The sequence below is a fragment of the Clostridium sp. HBUAS56010 genome (assembly GCF_007115105.1).
In the GTDB taxonomy this organism is placed as follows: domain Bacteria; phylum Bacillota; class Clostridia; order Lachnospirales; family Lachnospiraceae; genus Lacrimispora.
Map to the genome: position 1 here is coordinate 207,933 of NZ_SULJ01000001.1, position 20,963 is coordinate 228,895.

Here is a 20,963-nt window from a genome sequence, read left to right on the forward strand (position 1 = left end):
GGAGGAACTATGAACCGAGAACATACAAGAGTGATCAGAATCGGTGGCAGGCTGATAGGAGGTGGCAATCCGGTTCTGATCCAGTCTATGTGCAATACAAAGACTCAGGATGTGGAAGGAACGGTGAAGCAGATTCAGTCTCTTACAAAAGCTGGTTGCGATATTATCCGGGTGGCTGTACCTGATATGGAAGCGGCAAAAGCAATAAGTGAGATAAAAAAAGAAATTACCATTCCTTTGGTAGCAGATATTCATTTTGATTATCGTCTGGCAATTGCAGCCATTGAATCAGGTGCTGATAAGATTCGGATTAATCCTGGCAATATTGGATCTGCGGATCGTGTGAAGGCAGTTGTTGAAAAGGCAAAAGAATTTAATATTCCTATTCGGGTGGGAGTAAACAGCGGTTCCCTTGAGAAAAATCTGATTGAAAAGTACGGTGGAGTAACTGCAGAAGGAATTGTGGAAAGTGCTCTTGATAAAGTTCGTGTAATTGAAGAACTGGGTTATGAAAACCTTGTAATAAGCATTAAGTCTTCTGATGTTTTAATGTGCGTTAAGGCCCATGAGCTGATTGCAAAACGGACTGATTACCCTCTTCATGTAGGAATTACGGAATCAGGAACAATATCATCAGGAACCGTAAAATCATCAGTTGGTCTTGGAATTATTCTTTACGAGGGAATTGGTGATACCATACGTGTTTCGCTCACCGGCGATCCCATAGAAGAGGTGAAGACAGCCAGACTTGTTTTAAAATCACTAGGATTAAGAAAAGGTGGAGTAGAGGTAGTGTCCTGCCCTACCTGCGGAAGAACTAGAATTGATTTAATCTCTTTAGCAAACCAGGTAGAAGAAATGGTTGCCAGATTTGATCATCTGGATGTGAAGGTTGCTGTTATGGGCTGCGTTGTAAACGGTCCGGGAGAAGCAAAAGAGGCTGATATTGGTATTGCAGGAGGAATCGGCGAAGGGCTTCTTATAAAAAAGGGAGAAGTGGTCCGAAGAGTTCCGGAAGATCAACTGCTCCAGGCACTGCAGGAAGAACTTATGAGCATGTAATAGGTGATAGAATGAAAAAAAGATTTTTGGAAGTTTTTCCAAATTTACATATTACAGATGAACTGCGGGAGCTTTTAAATCTGGTGGAGGTGGAGAAGATCACTTCTACCAGGGATAGAAGCTCTATTCGTATTTATCTTTTGAGTCCAAGACTGATTCATAAACAAAATATTTATGGACTGGAGAGGGGAATTAAGGATCAGTTATTTCCTTCCAAGCAGTTAAGTATAAAAATTATAGAAAAGTTCCGGCTTTCCGAACAGTATACTCCTCAGAAGCTTCTAAAGGCTTATCGGGACAGCCTGTTGCTGGAACTTAAAAATTACAGTATTATTGAATATAATATGTTCCGGAAAGCTAAGTATCAGTTCCCAGAACGTGATTTATTAAAAATGACAGTGGAAGACACCATTGTTACTCATGAAAAAGCTGGAGAGCTGAAACGGGTTTTAGAAAAGATTTTCTTTGAACGGTGCGGCCTTTCGCTGGAAGTGCAGTATGAGTATGTAGAACCAAAAGCCAATGAACTGGCGAAGCAAAAGGAGCTGCAGATGCAGCGGGAAATAGAAGAAATTGTCAGCCGTACATCTCTTGGAGCCAGTTTTACAGGAGATGGGGAAATCCAGACACCTCCTTCCTTGGGTGATGGTCAGAATCTGGAAGAGATGGCGGCAGGTTATAGCCCGGAAGTTCCATTTCAGCCTAACGAATCAGCCCCTGGACTTCGGATGGGAGGAAAAAAAGAGAATAAAAAAACCGGAGAGCAGGAAACTGGAAAGCGGGAGTTTGGAAAGAGGGAGTGGAAAGACTATAAAAAGGGAGGAGGCTCCTACACAAGGCGTTCTGATAATCCAGATGTATTATATGGCAGAGATTTTGATGGAGAGATTATTGAGATAGAGAAGATCGACGGAGAGATCGGAGAAGTGGCTGTCAGAGGAAAGATTCTGACCGTGGACAGCAGAGAATTAAGAAGCGGCAAGACAATTATGATCTTTGATGTGACTGATTTTACAGACACTATTACCGTGAAGATATTTGCAAAGGAAGAACAGCTTGATGATCTGAAAGCTGCGGTAGTTCAAGGCAGTTTTATACGCATCAAAGGTGTTACAACCATTGACAAATTTGACGGGGAGCTTACACTTGGATCTGTAGTTGGAATCAAGAAGTCTGAAGATTTTACTGGTAAACGCAAAGATAACAGCCTGGAAAAAAGAGTAGAGCTGCATTGCCATACAAAGATGAGTGATATGGATGGGGTTTCAGAGGTCAAGGATATCGTAAAAAGAGCGAAAAAATGGGGGATGCCGGCTATTGCCATAACCGATCATGGCTGTGTACAGGCATTTCCGGATGCCAACCATGCCCTGGATAAAGATGATTCATTTAAAATTATTTATGGAGTGGAGGGTTATCTGGTTGATGACCTGAAACAGTTGGTGGAGAATTCAAGAAATCAGAGCCTGTCTGATATTTATGTGGTATTTGATATTGAGACCACAGGCTTTAGTTCTTCAAAAAACAGAATTATTGAGATTGGTGCAGTAAAAGTGAAGGATGGAGTGGTCATTGACCGCTACAGCAGTTTTGTAAACCCGGATGTGCCAATTCCTTTTGAAATTGAAAAATTAACAGGCATTAATGATAATATGGTGCTTCCTTATCCGAGAATCAAAGAGATTCTTCCTGAATTTCTGGAATTCTGTTCTGACGCAGTATTAGTGGCTCATAATGCGTCTTTTGATATTAGTTTTATTGCTTATAATGCAGCCCAGCTTGGTCTTGAATTTAATCCCACGGTGATGGATACGGTATCTTTGGCAAGACTTCTTCTGCCGAATCTGAACCGTTATAAACTGGATACTGTTGCAAAAGCTTTGAATATTTCCCTGGAAAATCATCACAGGGCTGTGGATGATGCTGGCTGCACAGCTCTTATTTTCGTTGCATTTGTAAAAATGATCCGGGACAGAGGAGTGGAGACATTGGATCAGCTAAATGAACTGAGTTCCATGTCTGCCAGTGTGATTAAGAAACTTCCGACTCACCATGTAATTATATTGGCTGCCAATGATGTAGGAAGGGTGAATCTTTACCGCCTTATATCCTGCTCCCATATTGATTACTATGCAAGACGGCCCAGAATTCCAAAGAGCATTCTCAATGAGAACAGGGAAGGCTTGATTATTGGTTCGGCCTGTGAGGCGGGAGAATTATATCAGGCTCTTTTAAGGGGAATACCAGATGCGGAGATTGCAAAATTGGTTAATTTCTATGATTATCTGGAGATTCAGCCGTTGGGAAATAATGGTTTTATGCTGCGGGATGAAAAAAGTGTTGTAAAATCAGAACAGGATTTGATTGATATAAATAAAAAAATCGTATCTCTTGGTGAACAATTTGGAAAACCAGTGTGCGCCACTTGCGATGTTCATTTTTTAGATCCGGAAGATGAGGTATACCGGAGAATTATTATGGCTGGACAGGGCTTTAAAGATTCTGACGACCAGGCACCTCTTTACCTTAGAACTACAGAAGAGATGCTAAAGGAATTTGAATATTTAGGACCAAATAAAGCAGAAGAAGTTGTCATAAAGAACACAAGAAAGATCTCAGATATGTGTGAGAAGATATCTCCGGTACGTCCGGATAAATGTCCTCCTATTATCGAAAACTCCGATGAAGATTTAAGAAGTATCTGTTATGATAAGGCACATGCTGTTTATGGCGAAGATCTCCCCTTAATTGTAACAGAACGTCTGGAGAGAGAACTGAATTCCATCATATCCAATGGATTTGCGGTTATGTATATCATTGCACAAAAGCTGGTTTGGAAGTCCAATGAGGATGGTTATCTGGTAGGTTCCAGAGGATCAGTAGGGTCGTCTTTCGTAGCTTATATGTCTGGTATTACAGAGGTTAATTCCTTAAGTCCTCATTATTATTGTCCATCCTGTCATTATAATGATTTCGATTCCGATGAGGTAAAGAAGTTTTCGGGTATGGCAGGCTGCGATATGCCGGATAAAAACTGTCCGGTATGTGGTCATCCTCTGGAAAAAGACGGATTTGACATTCCTTTTGAAACATTTTTAGGTTTCAAAGGCGATAAAGAGCCTGATATTGATTTAAACTTCTCCGGAGAGTATCAGAGTAAAGCCCACGACTATACAGAAGTGATCTTTGGAAAGGGGCAGACATTCCGTGCGGGTACCATTGGTACTTTGGCTGATAAGACCGCATTTGGTTATGTGAAGAATTATTATGAAGAACATGGAGTGAGAAAACGCAATTGTGAGATTAACCGGATTGTTCAGGGGTGTGTAGGTGTAAGGAGAACGACTGGACAGCATCCAGGTGGAATTATTGTACTTCCCCATGGAGAAGAGATCTATTCCTTTACTCCTGTCCAGCGTCCCGCCAATGATATGACTACAATGACAGTGACGACTCATTTTGACTATCATTCCATTGACCATAACCTGCTGAAACTTGATATTCTGGGACACGATGATCCTACGATGATCCGTATGCTGCAGGATTTGATTGGATTTGATCCCGTAAAAGATATTCCATTAGACAGCCGGGAGGTAATGTCTCTTTTTCAGGATACCTCGGCTCTTGGAATCAGCCCGGAGGACATTGGAGGCTGTAAGCTTGGGGCTCTTGGAGTTCCGGAGTTCGGTACTGATTTTGCCATGCAGATGTTAATTGACACTCAGCCCAAATATTTTTCCGATCTGGTGCGGATTGCTGGTCTTGCCCATGGTACAGATGTGTGGCTTGGCAATGCCCAGACATTGATTCAGGAGGGAAAGGCAACCATCCAGACTGCAATTTGTACTCGTGATGATATCATGGTTTATCTGATATCAAAGGGATTAGAGGAAGGGCTTTCTTTTTCCATTATGGAAAGTGTGCGAAAGGGGAAAGGTCTGAAAGATGAGTGGGAGACAGAAATGACTGCTCACGGAGTTCCAGACTGGTACATCTGGTCCTGTAAAAAGATTAAATACATGTTCCCGAAAGCCCATGCTGCCGCTTACGTTATGATGGCATGGCGTATTGCATATTGTAAGGTGTTTTATCCTCTTGCATATTATGCGGCGTTTTTTAGCATTCGTGCCAGCGGATTCAGTTATGAACTGATGTGTCAGGGAAGAGAAAAACTGGAGCACTATCTGGCGGATTACAAAAAGAGAGCAGATACGCTTTCCAAAAAAGAACTGGATACACTTCGTGACATGAGAATCGTCCAGGAAATGTACGCAAGAGGATTTGAATTTATGCCTGTTGATATTTATAGAGCGAAAGCAAGACATTTTCAGATTATTGATGGGAAGCTGATGCCTTCTTTAAGCAGCATTGACGGATTAGGTGAAAAGGCTGCGGATGCAGTGGTTGATGCAGTAAAAGATGGAATATTTCTTTCCAGAGAAGATTTCCGAAATCGTTCTAAAGTGAGTAAAACTGTATGTGATCTTATGGGAGATTTAGGGCTTCTGGGCAGTCTGCCGGAATCCAATCAGTTGTCTCTCTTTGATCTTGGCTAATACACAGGAAAATTAATCCCTTTTTTCCAGTAATTGAAAATAAATAAAATATTTTGAAAATAAGGTTGACATGCGTTAGATTTCATATTATACTATCTAACGTAATCGAGGCGTGGCTCAGTTTGGTAGAGCGCTGCGTTCGGGACGCAGAGGTCGCAAGTTCGAATCTTGTCGCCTCGATTTTGTACGGTTTAATTACAGTACTGGCCTATTGGTCAAGCGGTTAAGACGCCGCCCTCTCACGGCGGAAACCCGAGTTCGATTCTCGGATAGGTCATGTAAAGCTTTCAGGATGTTTCCTGGAGGCTTTTTGTTTTTCGGAAAAGGAAAAATTTATTGTTAATGTAGGAAAAAATATGGTAAGATATAAAAGGTAAAAAAGAGAAATTTCTTTTAATTTAACAAATGAGAACAGATTCTTGGAGGAGAAATGGATCATATTACAATTGATGAAATAATAGATAAACTGGATTTCTTTCATAAGATGTATGATGCAGTTCGCTTGATTGATCCTCTTCACAAAAGAGTAATTGATTTTCGGGATTCATCAGTTGTGCGTACAAAGCAGATTTGCTATCAATACTGGGGAAATAATAAAATTTGCGATAATTGTATTTCCACCAGATCATATAAAGAAAATAAAAGTCTGGTAAAAATGGAGAGTAAGTCAGATACTGTTATATTAGTGACTGCAATTCCAATTGAGAATGTGGGATTTCCTGCCGTATTGGAGCTATTTAAGAACGTAACAGACACCATGTTTATTGGAGAGGGAGATTACAACAAAGGACAGATGCTTACCCTATATGTCAGTAAAATTACGGATGCCATTGTGAAAGATCCTTTGACATCGCTGTATAACCGACGGTATATTGAGGAACGTCTACCAGCAGATGTGGTGGAATCTTCGTTATCTCATAAGCCATTAACCGTCTGTTTTATAGATCTGGATAATTTTAAAGCCATCAATGACACTTATGGTCATGAAGCAGGAGATGATGCCATTAAAAAAGTTGGTAATGTGATTATTCATAATGTTGGTGAGAGAAAAGGGTGGACAGCCAGGTACGGAGGCGATGAGTTTCTGATATGTCTTTATAATGCAAGGGAAGAAGAAGCTGTTCACATCATGGAGGGTATACAAAAGGAGGTAGAAAACATATCTGTGGATCTGGAGGGGCAGGATGTAAGATTGTCTCTCTCTTTTGGAATCAATACAATGGAAGATGTATCCGTCACAGCAAAGGATCTGATCCGGGCTGCTGATAAAAAGATGTATTTATCGAAGAAACATAAAATTAAGTATGGTACATAACAAAAGGAAAATGATATAACAGAAAGGCGGGATTCCGGTATTCTGCCACAGGCAAAAAGCATAAGGCACCTTCAAACAATATATGTGTTTGAAAGTGCCTTATTAAATGTTTTTATTCCAGATTAAGATTCTTGGAAAGAATCCGGTTTGTGCCAAAGAAGAAAATTGCCAGTTGGGTTGCGGTTATAACAATGGAAGTCATAAATACCATATTAATTACGATCGGAATTGATTTAGAATCAGGCAATGTTTCGATCATACGTCCAAGGGAATCCAGTATAGGGCTGTTGCCTAGTATAATCATGGCAAAACCGCTGATAAAGTTAATAATCATTGTGACTGCAATATAGGCAACTACAGACATCATAATCCGGTGTTTATTGGAAAGGTGACCAAGTGCCATGGAGAAATATATATGATATAGTCTTGTAAGGCCTGCAAGGATTACCAAAATAATAAATTCAAATGCCAGCAAAGGCCAGGAAGGAATCAGGGAAGATATTTCATGAACGCCTCTCCAGAATTGAGGACTGGTAACGGCATTAATAAAACCGGCAGGGCCGAATGCTCCGATACAAAGCAGAAAAATGGAGATAATAGCGGTCAGAGCGCTTGCCAATGACATAACAAAACCAGTGGTTCCTTTTGCTGCAATCAACATCCATGGTTTTACTGGTAGAGTGAACATCAGATACCCTTCATCACAAAGTAGTCCTTTATAAAATCTTTGAATAATTACAATCAAAGTCAGCACTGTTAAAGCAACCAGTACAACAAAATAGGCAATTGCGGAAAGAGACTCGATCAGATTAAAAATACTTTTACCAAAACCAATGCCAGCTAATAGACTGTCATAATAATCATTTCCTAGTGATCCTACCCCCATAAACATATTAATAATTGAAATTGCGATTACTGCCAGATAAATTGGCACCAAAGTTCGTGCAATAGATTTAAATTCATATTTACAAAGTTTTCTAAACATCTTATTTCCCCTTTCTGCTAGTTACTGTATGTGAAGATTTCACGGAAAAGCTGATCTACGGATTTGCCTTCCTGTTCTCTGATGTTGTCTACGGTATCGTGACGAACTACTTTGCCGTTTTGAAGGAAGATAACTTCGTCAAGTATTCGTTCAATATCAGAGATTAAATGGGTGGATAATAATACCGTTCCATCTTCATTATAATTAGTAAGAATGGTATTGAGTATAAAATCTCTGGCAGCCGGATCAACGCCCCCAATTGGTTCATCAAGGAGATAAAGCTGTGCTTTACGGCTCATGATCAGTGCAAGCTGTACTTTTTCTTTTGTTCCCTTTGACATGGTTTTTATTCGTTCATTTGACTGAATTCCAAGTGCGGAAATCATTTCTCTTGCCTTTGTACGGTCAAAGTCCGCATAAAAATCAGCAAAAAAATCTGTTAAATCAGCCACCTTCATCCAGTCGGCAAAATACATCCGGTCTGGAAGATAGGAGATCAGGGATTTCGTCTTGATACCCGGTTCATGTCCTTGTATTTGCAAGGTTCCTGCAGTTGGACTTAGAAGACCGCATAAGAGTTTGATAAATGTAGTTTTCCCCGACCCATTAGGTCCTAAAAGTCCTACAATCCGTCCATAACCAACGGAAAGATCCATCTGGCTGAGAGCTGGCTTGGCACCATAGAGTTTTGTTAAGCCCTGTGCCATAATGAGTTCTTGATTCATACTGTTATATCCTCCTTTTTATTCCAATCTGCAATAAATTTACGTGTTTGCTCAACGGTGTATCCAAGTGCCTCCATGGCTGTAAAAAACTCTTCCACACGTTGGTCGGCGAATGTCTGGCGGACATTCTGAATAAGTGCTAGATCTTCTGTAACAATCCTGCCTGAAGTACGCTTTGTTTCCACAAGCTTTTGCGCCTCCAGTTCAGCAAGTGCCCGCTGCATGGTATTGGGATTAACTCCTGCATGGCTGGCAAGTGCTCTTACAGTTGGCATTGGTGATCCTGGTTCATATACACCGGATACGATGAGCATGGTAAGTTGTTCGACAAGTTGTATCCAGATAGGTCGGTCTTCTGTCAGTTTCCAGTTCATTGGGCAACCTCCTTTTATATCGTTGTATTAGTGGATTAATACAATGATACAATTTGATGTTAAATTTGTCAAGATAAAATTATAATTACCTTAACGTACATATAAAACAAATGCACGTTTTAGAAGTTAAAAAATGTAAGAACGTATGAAATAAAGATATGAAATGTGACATATATAAGCACATATTTATAATAGAGGTGGTGAGGAGAAGATCTGATTTTCCTTTGGATATAATAAAAGGCCTCCTTATGATTTTGTTTTATCATAGGAGACCTTTAAAAACAGTATTAATAGAGTGTTTTTACAAACTCTATTAAATTGTCCTGAATAATTGTTTGCAGAAATTATGGCATGATAACTCCACCATTTGGTGAAATAACCTGTCCAGTAAGGTAGGAAGCATTAATAATATATTCCATACAACCTGAAATATCAGAAACATCACCGATATAGCCCATTGGAATTGTACCGGCAAGTGCTTTAAGTTCCTCCTGATTTACTCCACGAAGCATATCAGTCATAATCATGCCAGGAGCAATGGCATTTACTTTAACTTTCCGGGAAGCATATTCTAATGCCAGTGCGCGAGTAAGACCAATAACACCTGCTTTTGCAGCACAATAGTCTCCTTGATTTGCAACACCCATTAGTCCTCCAATAGAAGAAGTATTAATAATGCTGGAACCCTCTTCAAGGTCAACCATATATGGAAGAGCTAAGTGGCACATGTGTAGAAAACTCATAAGATTGACATTAATGACATTGGTATAAGCTTCTTCTGTTAAATCAATAAAATTGGAATTATTCGTAATACCAGCGTTATTAACAAGAACATTAATTTTACTTCCAAACTTATCAACGGAGGCTTTCACAAGTTTCTGACAATCAGCATATTTGGAAACATCAGCTTTTACAATAATGGATTCTACCCCATAATTTTTTGCCAATTTTTCAGATAATTCGTCGCTTAGTTTTTTACTGCTTTCACTACGATAATTAATAACAACATTAAATCCCATTTCCCCAAGTTTAAGGGTCATGGCTTCCCCAATACCTCTTGAACCACCAGTGATAATCGCAACTTTATTCATAATAAAAATCTCCTTTAATTAAGATTTTACAACTTTAGTATTATGCTATCATTTCGTTAATGTTTTGTCAATAATTTATAAAACGAGTTTTATTACTGTTGCCATTGGTTTGGCTTGTAAAAAGCTTTTGTTGACCCTATAATGAAGGTAAAAATATGAATGGGGTGGAGTATGTTGGAAGATAAAAATCATGGAAGTAAATCAAGATTGTATTTAGTACAGCCGACCGAAGAATATAAGGATAAAATTTTGAATTTTAAAAAAGAGTTTTTTGAAAGTGGTGATACTTTGTATGGGACAGAGAATTTACAACATATGAGTAGTTTCGAAGAATGGCTTTTAAAAGTATACAATAACCGGTATGAAGAAACGGTAGAACCAGGTAAGGCACCCTCTTATGAGTTTATGGCAATTAGGGAATGGGATAGAACGTTAATTGGGATGATAAATTTAAGGTATAATCTTAAAAAAGAGATGTATCTGTATTATGGAAATATTGGATACTGTGTAAGAAAAACAGAACGGAGGAAGGGGTACGCTGCTGAAATGTTAAGACTAACATTGTTGGAAGCTAAAACAATAGGATTAAATCAGGTTCTATTGACAGTTGATAATGATAATCAGGCATCAATTTCTACGATGAAAAAGAATGGCGCAATTTTAGAAAATGAAGTACCTTATAACGGCAAGATTACTCAACGTTACTGGATTAAGTGTGAATAAGAGCCAAATGTTAAAAGAATTACCATTTATGACAATGTTACGATAAGTAACGTTACAGTTACGGCACGTATATGGACTATTTAAGACCTTCCCCGTATAATTTTATACATAATTAAGAAAAAGAGGAGGTACGCATGACGATAGGAGAAAAAATAAAATCATTAAGAACTGAAAAAGGAATCACACAGGAAGTACTGGCAGAAAATTTAAATGTCTCTCGTTCTGCAATTGCAAAATGGGAAACCAATAGTGGAGTTCCAGAAGTGAGTAATCTTATCATGATTTCAAAGCTTTTTGATATAAGCGTTGATGAACTGTTAGACGATAAAAAAAAGAGAACGATAACCGGGATGAAAGTGGATAAAAAAATTGATTCTGGCGAATACGCAGGAAAATATTATGATATTGAACTAAATGGCTGGAATGATGGGGTATTTGATGTATTTATCCTTGGAGAAGATGAAGAATTCCTTTTTTATCAAAAGCCAAATCAAAATAGATCTGTGTATGGAATGATTGGGAAAAAATATATTTTGTCAGTGAAAGTATCAAAACGATCTAAACGTTCCCATGATAAAAGCGGTTCAGTAAATAGAAATTATTTTTGCGGAAAGAGTGTGCGCATGGAATTAGCTTCTAAAGAAGGATTTATAAAAGGATTTTTCGATTTTCGCAATGATGATTATCTTGCTGTTGTCATCAATTCTTTTTCGGAATCAAAAATTCTATTAAAGTATGGTAAGGAAGTAAATATCAGTGATGTTTCAAAAATAGAAGAATTAATCTTATGAAATAAAAAATTTAGTTTCTTTTTAAGATTATGAATATAACGAGAAATGTATAAAATCCATTTGATTAATGCAGTTTTTTAGCGCAGAAATTCCTGTGCCTATAGTCTGATAAGAGCCAAAAGGCTCTTATTTTTATACCGTAAGTGTGTACGAAGGAACTTATATGAATCAAATCAAAAACCTATCAATTATGCCTATACCAGGTGTCAATCTGGTATAGGGGTGGCCCTCTGCTGCGGGTTTTCTGTTTTGAGCATTTCTCTAATAATAGAAGGTATGATGGAAGATTGGTTTTTTGATCATCATTGCGGTAACAAATATTGAAAATATTGTAAAAATATGGTATATTATGTAATGAATCATATAAAAGGGGGAAAGAGTAATGGTAGATATTATATTTTATGTAATAGTAGCTCTTACAATAGGTGGAGTAGTAATAAAAAAGTTAAAGAAATAACATAGGTTGAAAGAGACACTGACCCGGTGTCTCTTTTCATTTGGGAAGATATAGTGTATGCTAAAAGAAAAAAATCAAGGGGGAGAGACATGGATTTACTTGGGATAATTATACTGGCTTTGGCATGTGTTGTATTTTATATTGTTATATTTAAATGGAATTGGCTATTGAGATTAAGATATAGGAAGTCTTTATATGATTTGATTATTTTTAAGTGGGGAGAAAAAGGTGTAAGAATAACAACTGGAGTGATAGCAATCCTTATAATATGGAGTGGTATAGTAAATATCATAAAAAATGGATTTTAGAAGATGGGGATAAACGAAAGATCATTTATAAAAGTTAGACTTTGGAATGAAATCTATTAGAGAATTTAATTATATCTTCGTAAATAAGAAAAAACCCGTAAAAACCAGGTTTTTAATAAGCTTTCGGGGGGACTCGAACCCCCGACCCACGCATTACGAAAATTACTTTTACACATAGCACAGCATTGGATTGTTGATAAAAGCTTGATTTTATAAGGGATTTTACAAAATAATATTGTTGCTGTTTGGTACAAAATTGAATCGTTTTGCAATGTATAGTCGGAAAGTGGTCGGAAAACGACTGCTTTCCGACCACTTACATAACCTGTTCATTTTCTTTGGAAGAGGGTCTAAGGGCTTTTTCCATAATATTTGCGGCTTCCTGGTTTTTGCTTTTGAAAAAATAAGAATAGATATTTAGTGTTGTTGTAGGATCAGCGTGTCCCAGAATTCCAGCAACGGATTGTACATCCATATTATTGGATATTAATATAGCGGCAGCTGTATGTCTTAGATCATGGAGCGTTACGGTCTCAGGTAGCTTTTCTTCTTCTTTAGTTGCAACATTGTCATTATATATTCTAATCAGCCGTTTAAATTCGTGTCGTGGACTGCCTAAGTCCATTTGCGCACCGTTAAATTGAGTGAAAACAAAGTTCTTGTTGAATTTGGCACCACGTTTTCCAACCCATTGATCGCCCATGCTAAGTGCTGTCTTTTTTTGCTCACTTAAAAGCTCAGCAGCAATATCCATAACAAAACGAGGGACAACGGGGGTACGTGAAGAATGTGTTTTGGTATCTTTGATATATACTTCCCCGTCAGCACTTGCAGTGGACTTGTCTATATTAACAGTACAGTTTACAAAATCTAAGTCCTCCCAGGTGAGAGAGACTGTCTCCCCCCTCCGATTACCTGTAAACAATGATAGGACAAAGAATAACCGCCATTTTAGTGGCAACTTCCATTTCTGGCTATATTCACGAACTTTATATGTAGTCCCATCTTTCCTTTTGCAGTCATGTGCTTTGCGTTTAATATCTATTTCATGCTCTAATGCCCACAGGAACCATTGTGTCTGTTCAATGGTAAAATAGTCTACCCTATATTCTTTGGCGGTTTTTTGACGGCTTCTACGCTTTCCAGAGTAGATAAGAGGATTGATGGTAAGCATACCTTCAAAAACAGCATAGGAGAGCATGGCACTAATAACTGCCTTATCTTTTGTGATAGTGCCTTCCGATAATCCTCCTGGCTTATTATCCAGCCGAATACCGTCCTCCCGGAGAATTTTTGCATACTCTTTCATGGTATGTCCGTTAATTGAGGTAATACGTTCTCTGCCTAATATGGGTATAATTCTCATTTCGATTCTTCTTTTATAATCATAATAGGTTGTCTTTTCAATCTCTGGAGGTTGCATATCCTCCAGAAAGAGTTTAGACAGCTTTTCTAAAGTCACATTGTCAGCCTTTACATTAAAACCGGATTTTACCTTTTCTTCTAACCTTGCGGCAAACTTATGGACCTCTTTTTCAATTCTATCATCGCTCCAACTATCTTTTGGGGTAAAAATACGGCATACTCTAATTTTTTTTCCGTTTGAATCATAACCATTGCTGACTGTTATTTCATAGCCATTTCCTTTTTTTCTTATGGATGCCATGTTTATACACCTTTCTTATTACCTATTTTTTCTATTTTTGAGTATAAAAAACACACCTATACAGGTGCGTGAGAAAATGATATAATATGTTTGAGACGTTATTATATCGGGCAAACCGCCTGCATAGTAATGAGTGGCCTTTGCGTATCCAGCGCAAGGGCTTTTTAATATCTATTTGTAATTAAAATAAATTTTGTCTTGTGTAATAATATCTGTTTCGAATTCAAATTCTATTTTTTCGGCATTTACAGGAACTTCATAAAATATCTTCCCTTTAGCATTTCTTCCTGATGATAGTTCGGAAAACACAGTCATTTCTCCATCAGCAGCTAACACTTTTTGGGGGCATTCAGTATCATCAGAAAAGCAGTGAAATGAGGTGGAACTGGCGTAATAGTCAGAATCACCTATATTCTCAATAGAAAACTCAGCATAAATGTATTTGTTACCTGATTCCGGTTGCATAAATTCATTTTCGATTGTAAACTCACCACTGTCAAGATACATAATTGTCACCACATCAGACTCATAAACATCACCAACATTAAAGACGGTTTTAGGCTGACTTTCGTCAAACTCTGTTGTTGGCTCTGGTGAGGCTTCGTCTATAGAAGAGTCCGAGGTATTATATGAGACATCTTGTATTGATCGCCTTAGTTCATTTGCGCTATTCATTATTTTCACGTACTCAGTGTAGATATTATGTATGTAAATTGATCCAAGCGAAACAAATATTACGGTTATTATAATACGGGTAATATATAAGAACTTCTTATAATACCACATGAGGAAAAGCCCTAACGGGAAACAACAACAAAACATCATTAGAATAGTAAACCAAGCACGTTGATAAAAACGTAAATTCTCAGTGTGTTTTTCTTCTATCCAAATATCTTCATTATTTTCACGGATTAAATCTATAGTGCGTGATATCTTATCATTTGCTTTTTTAGTAAAGCAGAATCTTTTTGTTTTCTTATTTGGATAAATAAAGTCAATATAACCTCCATCACCAAAATTTGGAAAACAATATTCAATACTTTTTAAGTCGGCGTAAGTTATTTTGATTCTTCTTCCTGTTATTGTAAATAAATTTGAATCTTTTTTCCCGACATATAATTCCATAAAACCACTTTTTATGCTCATATTGTACCCCTCTTGACATTGACAAAAAATAATGACAATATCCTATTTTTGTCTGCACATCCAAATTTTTCCAAATAATACCCAAAGAATTACTTATATAATAATAACGCACCCGGCCTTAGTAAAAAAGAAAGGCGTGGGGGAATGAGTAAAAAGCGATACATAAGATATAAGCGAAAACTGGTGTTTGCAATATATTTTAGACGTACTGAAACAATTTACTATAATGTAGACTTCGTAGGTAATACACAATTATTCATAATAATCTAATGTAAAAAAATTAAAAACTATTGAGGTCGGGTGTTTCCCCACACCTAAATAACTTTACTATCTTCCGGATCAATTGGCTTAAATTCTTTTTCAAATTCTTCTTGATCTTTTGTAACTTCGTTATAATAATCTATTGGTTTGTCTTTTTTCCATTCCTCACTCAAAAAAACTCTTTCAAGCATATTGTATACAGCATCTTTTGCACTTGATTCAAGTGCCATGAATTCACGGATTATAACACGATCTCTTTCAGTTAATCCGTGAATTTTTGCGTATTCATCAAGTGAAAAGGTATCGGGTTGGACAAACATTTTTCCCGCACCATTCCTAAGCCAATCTTCATTAACATTAAATGTATTACAAATTTGCGCAATGTGTATATCTTTTGGTGCACGATCACCAGTTTCAAACATGGCTAATGTAGACTGCCCAACCTGCACTTTTTGACTAAACTCTTTTTGGCTAAGACCTAAATAATTCCTCAATTCTTTAATTCGTTCGTTCACATCAATTCCTCCTTGATAAAATTACTATAACACATATTTAATCACAATGCAATTGAAAAGGTGAGAAAACTATTGACTTCTCAATCGCTATGTGATAGTATTCAATTACAGAGAGATTATATGGAAAGGAGAAATAACAATGGCGGATACAATTTACAACATTGAAGCATTACCGGAAGTAAATAAAATTGCGGCTTTGCTCAAGAATACTGATGATACTCAGCGTGATCTAATGCAGTTAATGATCCAAAGTGTAAATTTGGGAATTGCAATTGGAAAGAAAAATGCAGAAAGCAACGAGCCAAAACAGTGAGAGGAGAAAAGTAAATGGGTGAACAATCAGTACCAAGAATGCGAACAATTCAACAGGCTGCGGATTATTTTAAGGAGCAGGACCCAGAAACACAGGTTACGTTTTGGAAACTTAGGGGGCTTGTATTAAAAGGAGAGCTTCCGTATATATGCTCTGGAAAAGCAGGGAAAACAAAGTATATCAATTTGGATGTTGTGATTAATTATTTCAACGGTAGCAGCCTAAATAGGGAAACTAAAAAAGTCGTAAAGTTTGATGGGAAGATCAGAAAAACTGTTTAGTTTAACATGAAAGTAAAGGAGAAAAGAAATGGATAAAGACAGACTGATAGTGGAGTACACACGGCTGTGCCTACAATTTGTGGCATTTGCAGGACCCGATCCGGTTAATGAGGAAGAGAGAAACCATGTAATCAACCGTATCAAGCAAATTCGGGAATTGCTTGGAATGGAACCTATTAATCTTGAGTAGGGCAGCAGGATGCACATTGAAAAGCTAGTAGGACAACACAATATATTATGTAAACTAAAGATGATATATTGCAAAATAAATGAAAAATGCACCTGTCGTTACGGTAATAACGATAGGTGCAAAGCTTTAATGCACAGCTGTAAAAAACTTACATTTTTATTATATGCTGTGCGTGTGAAAAAGTCAATAAAAACAAGGGTTTGAGCCCCTTTTTCTAAACCGATAAAAGGATTAAACTTAGCTGGTTTTTATTGGTAGTAAATTAGGAGAAGCATATGCACAGACATAAACACGTTGAGTATAAAGCTGGTGCGACTATTGAGGTGATAAATTGTATACCAAAGGGGTGTAGGGTAGGGGAGAGAAAAAGTACACCGGAAGAGATTGCAGAATCCAATATGAGGCAGGCGGCTAGGAAATTAGCCAGAAAGATAAATGCAAACTTTAAACCCGGAGATTGGCATGTGGTGCTCATGTACAAAAAAGACAGGAGGCCAGATCAGAAACAGGCACAGAAGATTATTAGAAAGATGCTTGAAGGGTTAAGAGAGTTTTTCAAGAAAAGTGGTTTTACTTTGAAATACATTCTTGCAACGGAATACTTAAACAAGGCTGTTCATCATCATCTGATTATTAATAACGTGAATGATGGAAAGCGAACCACAACGGATTACATAAGGGAACTTTGGAAAGGTGATGAAAAAGGAAGCAAACATTTTATTCCGCTTTATGAAAATGGCGAGTACAAGAGACTTGCAGAATATATCATCAAGGAAACCGAAAAAACATTCCGGTCACAGGATAGTCCGGTACGGCAAAGATATTCCTGTTCCCGTAATTTAATAAACCCTAAACCACAAATCAGAATGCGAGAAACTAAAACAGGGTGGAAAAAAGAACCGAAACCAAGGCCCGGATATTACATAGATCAAGATAGCCTTTACAACGGCACAGATAAATTGGGTTATCCATACCAGCGGTATGTAATGATCAAGTTAAATCCAACGGATGAAGATTGGGAACCTTGTCAAACGTCCCCTTATGACTCAGATGATTAAGGAGAAAAGATGCTGGAGCAAACCCAAAGAACACCGGAATTAATGGAAGCACTAGGAAACGCATGGTCATGCAGTGATAGGCCTCCTGGAAAATACATAGGGAGTATGGTGCGTGGAGGGAAAAACTATTATTACTACAAGAACGGTCTGGAATATTATTACGAAACAGACTTTGACCGTGAAATGAGGCAGAAAGCAAAAGAAAGGAGGTGGAACCGTGAACAACGCATGGGTAAAACCAATTATTAGCATAAAAGATGTGGAAAACCTAAAAAAGGCCTTAAAGGTTGGGGACCGTCTTATTTATAGATCAATGATAAAAGAAGAAACCGATGAAAGAATTGTAATACCAAAATCGGAAAAAGTGGTTGTAGTTAGAAAATATCCTCACTTGGTTCAAGTGGAAAATCCACAAAGACCAGGAAAAGGGATAAAGACAATGACATACACGGAAATTTTGTTCCAAAGAAGAGAAATCCCATGGATTGGATATGGAAAGGAATACCAGATCAAGAACGGAGTGAATCATCGTGTATAAAGTTATGATTGAAATACATGCAACACCAAGTAATTACTGGGGAAAAATGCAATTCGTTGACAAGACCGGGAACCTCCATGAAAAAAGCTTTCAAGGAGGACAAAAGGCAACAGCAAATAGCAATGCTTTACAATCTGCCATACATGCGGTTGGAAGCCTTAACCGGGCCTGTGTACTGGATATTCATACGGACAGTGATTATTTAATTGGAGCAATTAGACAAAAATGGGTGAATGACTGGCAGCAGAACGGCTGGAAAACTGCCAAGGGAACCCCTGTGAAGAATGTGGAGCAGTGGCAGAAGCTTATGAAACTACTGGCGAAACACTCCTATCGTTTTGAAAAAATACAGGGAGGTGAGTAATTGCGAAGTATCCTTGAACCCAAAGGGGAAAAATCCTGTTTTGTATGCGGTTACAACTGGGGAATAGAAGAACATCACATTTTTTTCGGGAACCCCAATCGGAGCCTATCAGAAAAAAACGGTTTAAAGGTGCACTTGTGCTACAGGCATCACAGAGATTCAAAAACCGGAGTCCATTTTAACACGGAGCTGAGGGAAGAACTACATAGAATCGGTCAAAGAGCCTTTGAACAAAAACATACCAGGGAAGAATTTATGAAAATCTTTGGAAAAAATTATTTAGATGAACCAGAGGGCGCAGAACAGGCAGAACAGAAAAACGGCTTTATCTGGTTAGATGAAAGCAGGGAGGGAATGGAACCATGAGAGTAATTAGTATTATCAACCTAAAAGGCGGCGTAGGAAAGAGTTTTACCGCTGCGCAAATGGGATATCTATTAAGCCAGAAATATGATGCTAGGGTTCTTATGCTGGATAATGATAAGCAAGGTAATCTTTCAAAACTTTTCGGAGCCTATGACAGGAATGGTATGTGCCCGGCGGCGCAGTTGCTTATGGGAAGGGAAAAGGCCTGGGATGTGATCCAGGAAACAGAATACCACAATCTTGACATTATTAGTGCAAATATGAATCTCCTTACCGCTACCACGCAGTTGCAGCAGGACGGATCAGAAGACCAGTGCGGAAGATTTGAAAGTATCAAGTATGCGCCAAACCGTGAGGGATACGCCTACGATTATGTAATTATAGACAATCCGCCGGATATCGGTCTAAACGTCATTAACGCCCTTGCAATCACTCATGATGTGATAGTCCCTATAAAAATAGATCAGTGTGCACTGGAAGGTATGGATATCATGACCGGGCAGATAGAGCAAATGAAGTCTATGAACCAAAAGATCAGTTTTATGGGCGCACTGGTAACAATGTATAAGAACAATGTCACCAATGCAGCAGGTCTGGAATGGCTGGGTAAACACAATGTGAAATTATTTGACACACGGATTCGGTATAGTGATAAGGCAGCAGAAAGCACACTCTATCAAAAACCGATTCAGGAATACAGCCCAAGAAGCGGAACCGCAAGAAGTTACAGGCAGTTTGTGCAGGAGTATATCACCAGATCGGGGGCGAAGTAATGGGACTTGAAGGAGAGTTTTCATTTCTGGACATTGTAAACAGTGCCACAAGAAGCAGAACGGCAGCAGAAGTAAAGGATTACACAGAAATATGGTTAAGCCCTTATGAAATAAAGGACGCACCACAGAACACACGCCAGGAGTACAAAAACATTGATGCCTTAGCGGATGCATTCCTGCTTGTAGGCCAGGAGCAACCAACCGTGTTAGCCAAAGTAAACGGTGAATACCGGATTGTGGACGGTCATAGGCGAAACCGGGCAAATATCATGCTCATAGAAAGAGGATATGAACAATTTAAAAAAGTACGTTTCTTTTACAAAGACATGACAGAAAATATGTATGAATTATCATTACTGGCAGGAAACGGATTTACCCAGGACTTGACACCGTATGAGAAAGCAGAACTGGCAGGAAGATTAAAAAAAGTTCTGGAAAAAATGAGAGACAACGGAGAAATTGAGTTAAAGGGTAAGCTTCGGGATATTATAGGGCAATACCTTGGGGAAAGTTCCGGGCAAATGGGAAGATATGAAAAAATAAATAATAGCCTAACGGAAGAAGCGAAAGAACAGTTTAAAAACGGGAATTTGGGATCAGTAGCAGCTTATGAAATTGCAAGGCTTCCTGCTGCGGAACAAAAGATCATTGCAAACCTGGCTGCAGAGCAGGGAGGCATTGAAGGGAAAGAGATTGCCGCCATTGTGCAGGAAAAAAAAGAACTGGAAAAGCAGACTAAAAAAGCGGAGGAAGCAGCAAGAGAAGCAAAGAAAGCCGCAAAGGCCGCACAAAATGCACAGATCGGAGCAACACAAGCCAGTTTGCAAGCGGAGCGGTCAGCGGAAAACGCCGATCAGAGCGCAGGAGTTGTAATTGGCATGAATCCACCTATGGTGTCCATTATGGACACCGAGAATGATATATCATCACCAGAAGAAATAAAGCAGGAAGCAATTATTATCTTGCAGCAGCTTTTGCACATACCGGAAAAACTTACATATGAGGATGTTATTTCCTTGCAGGGAATCTTTATTGAACGTAACAGAGAATAAGCCGGAAATGGCAGCAGGATAGGGGGATAAGGGGGGAATGCCATTGAGATAGT

Annotated in this window: 23 protein-coding genes and 2 tRNA genes; 18 read left to right on the top strand and 7 right to left on the bottom strand. The window is 38.3% G+C overall.

The window, feature by feature from the left end:
- The first annotated feature begins 9 nt into the window (after positions 1 to 9).
- From ispG to FAY33_RS00930, 5 genes are all read left to right on the top strand, one after another.
- Positions 10 to 1,062: a flavodoxin-dependent (E)-4-hydroxy-3-methylbut-2-enyl-diphosphate synthase gene (ispG, locus tag FAY33_RS00910; RefSeq protein WP_143318884.1), complete on the top strand. Its 1,053-nt coding sequence runs from the start codon at positions 10 to 12 to the stop codon at positions 1,060 to 1,062.
- Between the two features lie 11 nt (positions 1,063 to 1,073).
- Complete coding sequence (locus FAY33_RS00915; protein ID WP_143318885.1) at positions 1,074 to 5,618, top strand: PolC-type DNA polymerase III; 4,545 nt, start codon at positions 1,074 to 1,076, stop codon at positions 5,616 to 5,618.
- A 106-nt stretch (positions 5,619 to 5,724) separates the two neighbouring features.
- Positions 5,725 to 5,798 (top strand) — tRNA-Pro (locus FAY33_RS00920).
- 25 nt (positions 5,799 to 5,823) lie between these two features.
- Positions 5,824 to 5,895 (top strand) — tRNA-Glu (locus tag FAY33_RS00925).
- 153 nt (positions 5,896 to 6,048) lie between these two features.
- Positions 6,049 to 6,933: a GGDEF domain-containing protein gene (locus tag FAY33_RS00930; protein WP_143318886.1), complete on the top strand. Its 885-nt coding sequence runs from the start codon at positions 6,049 to 6,051 to the stop codon at positions 6,931 to 6,933.
- Positions 6,934 to 7,045: 112 nt separating this feature from the next.
- On the opposite strand, the gene FAY33_RS00935 is transcribed toward FAY33_RS00930, so the two are convergent.
- The 4 genes from FAY33_RS00935 to FAY33_RS00950 all read right to left on the bottom strand — a co-directional run bounded on the left by FAY33_RS00935 (position 7,046) and on the right by FAY33_RS00950 (position 10,108).
- Positions 7,046 to 7,918 carry a hypothetical protein gene (locus FAY33_RS00935; protein WP_143318887.1) on the bottom strand — a complete coding sequence of 291 codons (873 nt, stop codon included), beginning with the start codon at positions 7,916 to 7,918 and terminating at the stop codon, positions 7,046 to 7,048.
- A gap of 17 nt (positions 7,919 to 7,935) precedes the next feature.
- On the bottom strand, positions 7,936 to 8,643 hold the full coding sequence (locus FAY33_RS00940; protein ID WP_143318888.1) for an ABC transporter ATP-binding protein: 708 nt from the start codon (positions 8,641 to 8,643) through the stop codon (positions 7,936 to 7,938).
- On the bottom strand, positions 8,640 to 9,017 hold the full coding sequence (locus tag FAY33_RS00945) for a GntR family transcriptional regulator (protein WP_143318889.1): 378 nt from the start codon (positions 9,015 to 9,017) through the stop codon (positions 8,640 to 8,642). The genes FAY33_RS00940 and FAY33_RS00945 overlap by 4 nt, the downstream gene beginning before the upstream one ends.
- A 344-nt stretch (positions 9,018 to 9,361) precedes the next feature.
- Positions 9,362 to 10,108: an SDR family NAD(P)-dependent oxidoreductase gene (locus FAY33_RS00950; RefSeq protein WP_143318890.1), complete on the bottom strand. Its 747-nt coding sequence runs from the start codon at positions 10,106 to 10,108 to the stop codon at positions 9,362 to 9,364.
- Positions 10,109 to 10,279: 171 nt separating this feature from the next.
- Between FAY33_RS00950 and FAY33_RS00955 the strand changes: the two genes are divergently transcribed.
- The 3 genes from FAY33_RS00955 (at position 10,280) to FAY33_RS00965 (ending at position 12,387) form a co-directional block, all read left to right on the top strand.
- Positions 10,280 to 10,831: a GNAT family N-acetyltransferase gene (locus FAY33_RS00955; protein WP_143318891.1), complete on the top strand. Its 552-nt coding sequence runs from the start codon at positions 10,280 to 10,282 to the stop codon at positions 10,829 to 10,831.
- Between the two features lie 134 nt (positions 10,832 to 10,965).
- The gene (locus tag FAY33_RS00960) at positions 10,966 to 11,622 is read left to right on the top strand and encodes a helix-turn-helix transcriptional regulator (RefSeq protein WP_143318892.1); all 657 of its coding nucleotides are present in this window, start codon (positions 10,966 to 10,968) and stop codon (positions 11,620 to 11,622) included.
- A gap of 546 nt (positions 11,623 to 12,168) precedes the next feature.
- Positions 12,169 to 12,387 carry a hypothetical protein gene (locus FAY33_RS00965; RefSeq protein ID WP_143318893.1) on the top strand — a complete coding sequence of 73 codons (219 nt, stop codon included), beginning with the start codon at positions 12,169 to 12,171 and terminating at the stop codon, positions 12,385 to 12,387.
- Positions 12,388 to 12,703: 316 nt separating this feature from the next.
- Here the strand turns inward: FAY33_RS00965 and FAY33_RS00970 are convergent, their stop codons facing one another.
- The 3 genes from FAY33_RS00970 to FAY33_RS00980 form a co-directional block, all read right to left on the bottom strand.
- On the bottom strand, positions 12,704 to 14,053 hold the full coding sequence (locus FAY33_RS00970; protein WP_143318894.1) for a site-specific integrase: 1,350 nt from the start codon (positions 14,051 to 14,053) through the stop codon (positions 12,704 to 12,706).
- Positions 14,054 to 14,224: 171 nt separating this feature from the next.
- Positions 14,225 to 15,199 (bottom strand): DUF4352 domain-containing protein, encoded by a 975-nt coding sequence (locus FAY33_RS00975; protein WP_143318895.1) that lies wholly within the window; start codon positions 15,197 to 15,199, stop codon positions 14,225 to 14,227.
- Positions 15,200 to 15,513: 314 nt separating this feature from the next.
- The gene (locus FAY33_RS00980) at positions 15,514 to 15,975 is read right to left on the bottom strand and encodes a helix-turn-helix transcriptional regulator (RefSeq protein ID WP_143318896.1); all 462 of its coding nucleotides are present in this window, start codon (positions 15,973 to 15,975) and stop codon (positions 15,514 to 15,516) included.
- Between the two features lie 139 nt (positions 15,976 to 16,114).
- On the opposite strand from FAY33_RS00980, the gene FAY33_RS19215 reads away from it, so the two are divergent.
- The 10 genes from FAY33_RS19215 (at position 16,115) to FAY33_RS01020 (ending at position 20,910) form a co-directional block, all read left to right on the top strand.
- Complete coding sequence (locus FAY33_RS19215) at positions 16,115 to 16,288, top strand: hypothetical protein (protein WP_185967449.1); 174 nt, start codon at positions 16,115 to 16,117, stop codon at positions 16,286 to 16,288.
- A gap of 14 nt (positions 16,289 to 16,302) precedes the next feature.
- Positions 16,303 to 16,569: a hypothetical protein gene (locus tag FAY33_RS00985; protein ID WP_185967450.1), complete on the top strand. Its 267-nt coding sequence runs from the start codon at positions 16,303 to 16,305 to the stop codon at positions 16,567 to 16,569.
- A 28-nt stretch (positions 16,570 to 16,597) separates the two neighbouring features.
- Positions 16,598 to 16,759 carry a hypothetical protein gene (locus tag FAY33_RS19220; protein ID WP_185967451.1) on the top strand — a complete coding sequence of 54 codons (162 nt, stop codon included), beginning with the start codon at positions 16,598 to 16,600 and terminating at the stop codon, positions 16,757 to 16,759.
- A 275-nt stretch (positions 16,760 to 17,034) separates the two neighbouring features.
- Positions 17,035 to 17,817 carry a hypothetical protein gene (locus tag FAY33_RS00990; RefSeq protein WP_143318897.1) on the top strand — a complete coding sequence of 261 codons (783 nt, stop codon included), beginning with the start codon at positions 17,035 to 17,037 and terminating at the stop codon, positions 17,815 to 17,817.
- A gap of 9 nt (positions 17,818 to 17,826) precedes the next feature.
- Positions 17,827 to 18,066, top strand: coding sequence for a hypothetical protein (locus FAY33_RS00995; RefSeq protein ID WP_143318898.1), 240 nt, complete (start codon positions 17,827 to 17,829; stop codon positions 18,064 to 18,066).
- Complete coding sequence (locus FAY33_RS01000; RefSeq protein ID WP_143318899.1) at positions 18,035 to 18,355, top strand: hypothetical protein; 321 nt, start codon at positions 18,035 to 18,037, stop codon at positions 18,353 to 18,355. Before FAY33_RS00995 ends, FAY33_RS01000 begins: the two co-directional genes overlap by 32 nt.
- On the top strand, positions 18,348 to 18,719 hold the full coding sequence (locus FAY33_RS01005) for an RNase H family protein (RefSeq protein WP_143318900.1): 372 nt from the start codon (positions 18,348 to 18,350) through the stop codon (positions 18,717 to 18,719). Before FAY33_RS01000 ends, FAY33_RS01005 begins: the two co-directional genes overlap by 8 nt.
- On the top strand, positions 18,720 to 19,085 hold the full coding sequence (locus FAY33_RS01010) for a hypothetical protein (protein WP_243126512.1): 366 nt from the start codon (positions 18,720 to 18,722) through the stop codon (positions 19,083 to 19,085). It begins immediately after the preceding gene.
- Positions 19,082 to 19,858 carry a ParA family protein gene (locus FAY33_RS01015; protein ID WP_143318901.1) on the top strand — a complete coding sequence of 259 codons (777 nt, stop codon included), beginning with the start codon at positions 19,082 to 19,084 and terminating at the stop codon, positions 19,856 to 19,858. Before FAY33_RS01010 ends, FAY33_RS01015 begins: the two co-directional genes overlap by 4 nt.
- The gene (locus tag FAY33_RS01020) at positions 19,858 to 20,910 is read left to right on the top strand and encodes a ParB N-terminal domain-containing protein (RefSeq protein WP_143318902.1); all 1,053 of its coding nucleotides are present in this window, start codon (positions 19,858 to 19,860) and stop codon (positions 20,908 to 20,910) included. The genes FAY33_RS01015 and FAY33_RS01020 overlap by 1 nt, the downstream gene beginning before the upstream one ends.
- The last annotated feature ends 53 nt before the right edge of the window (positions 20,911 to 20,963 follow it).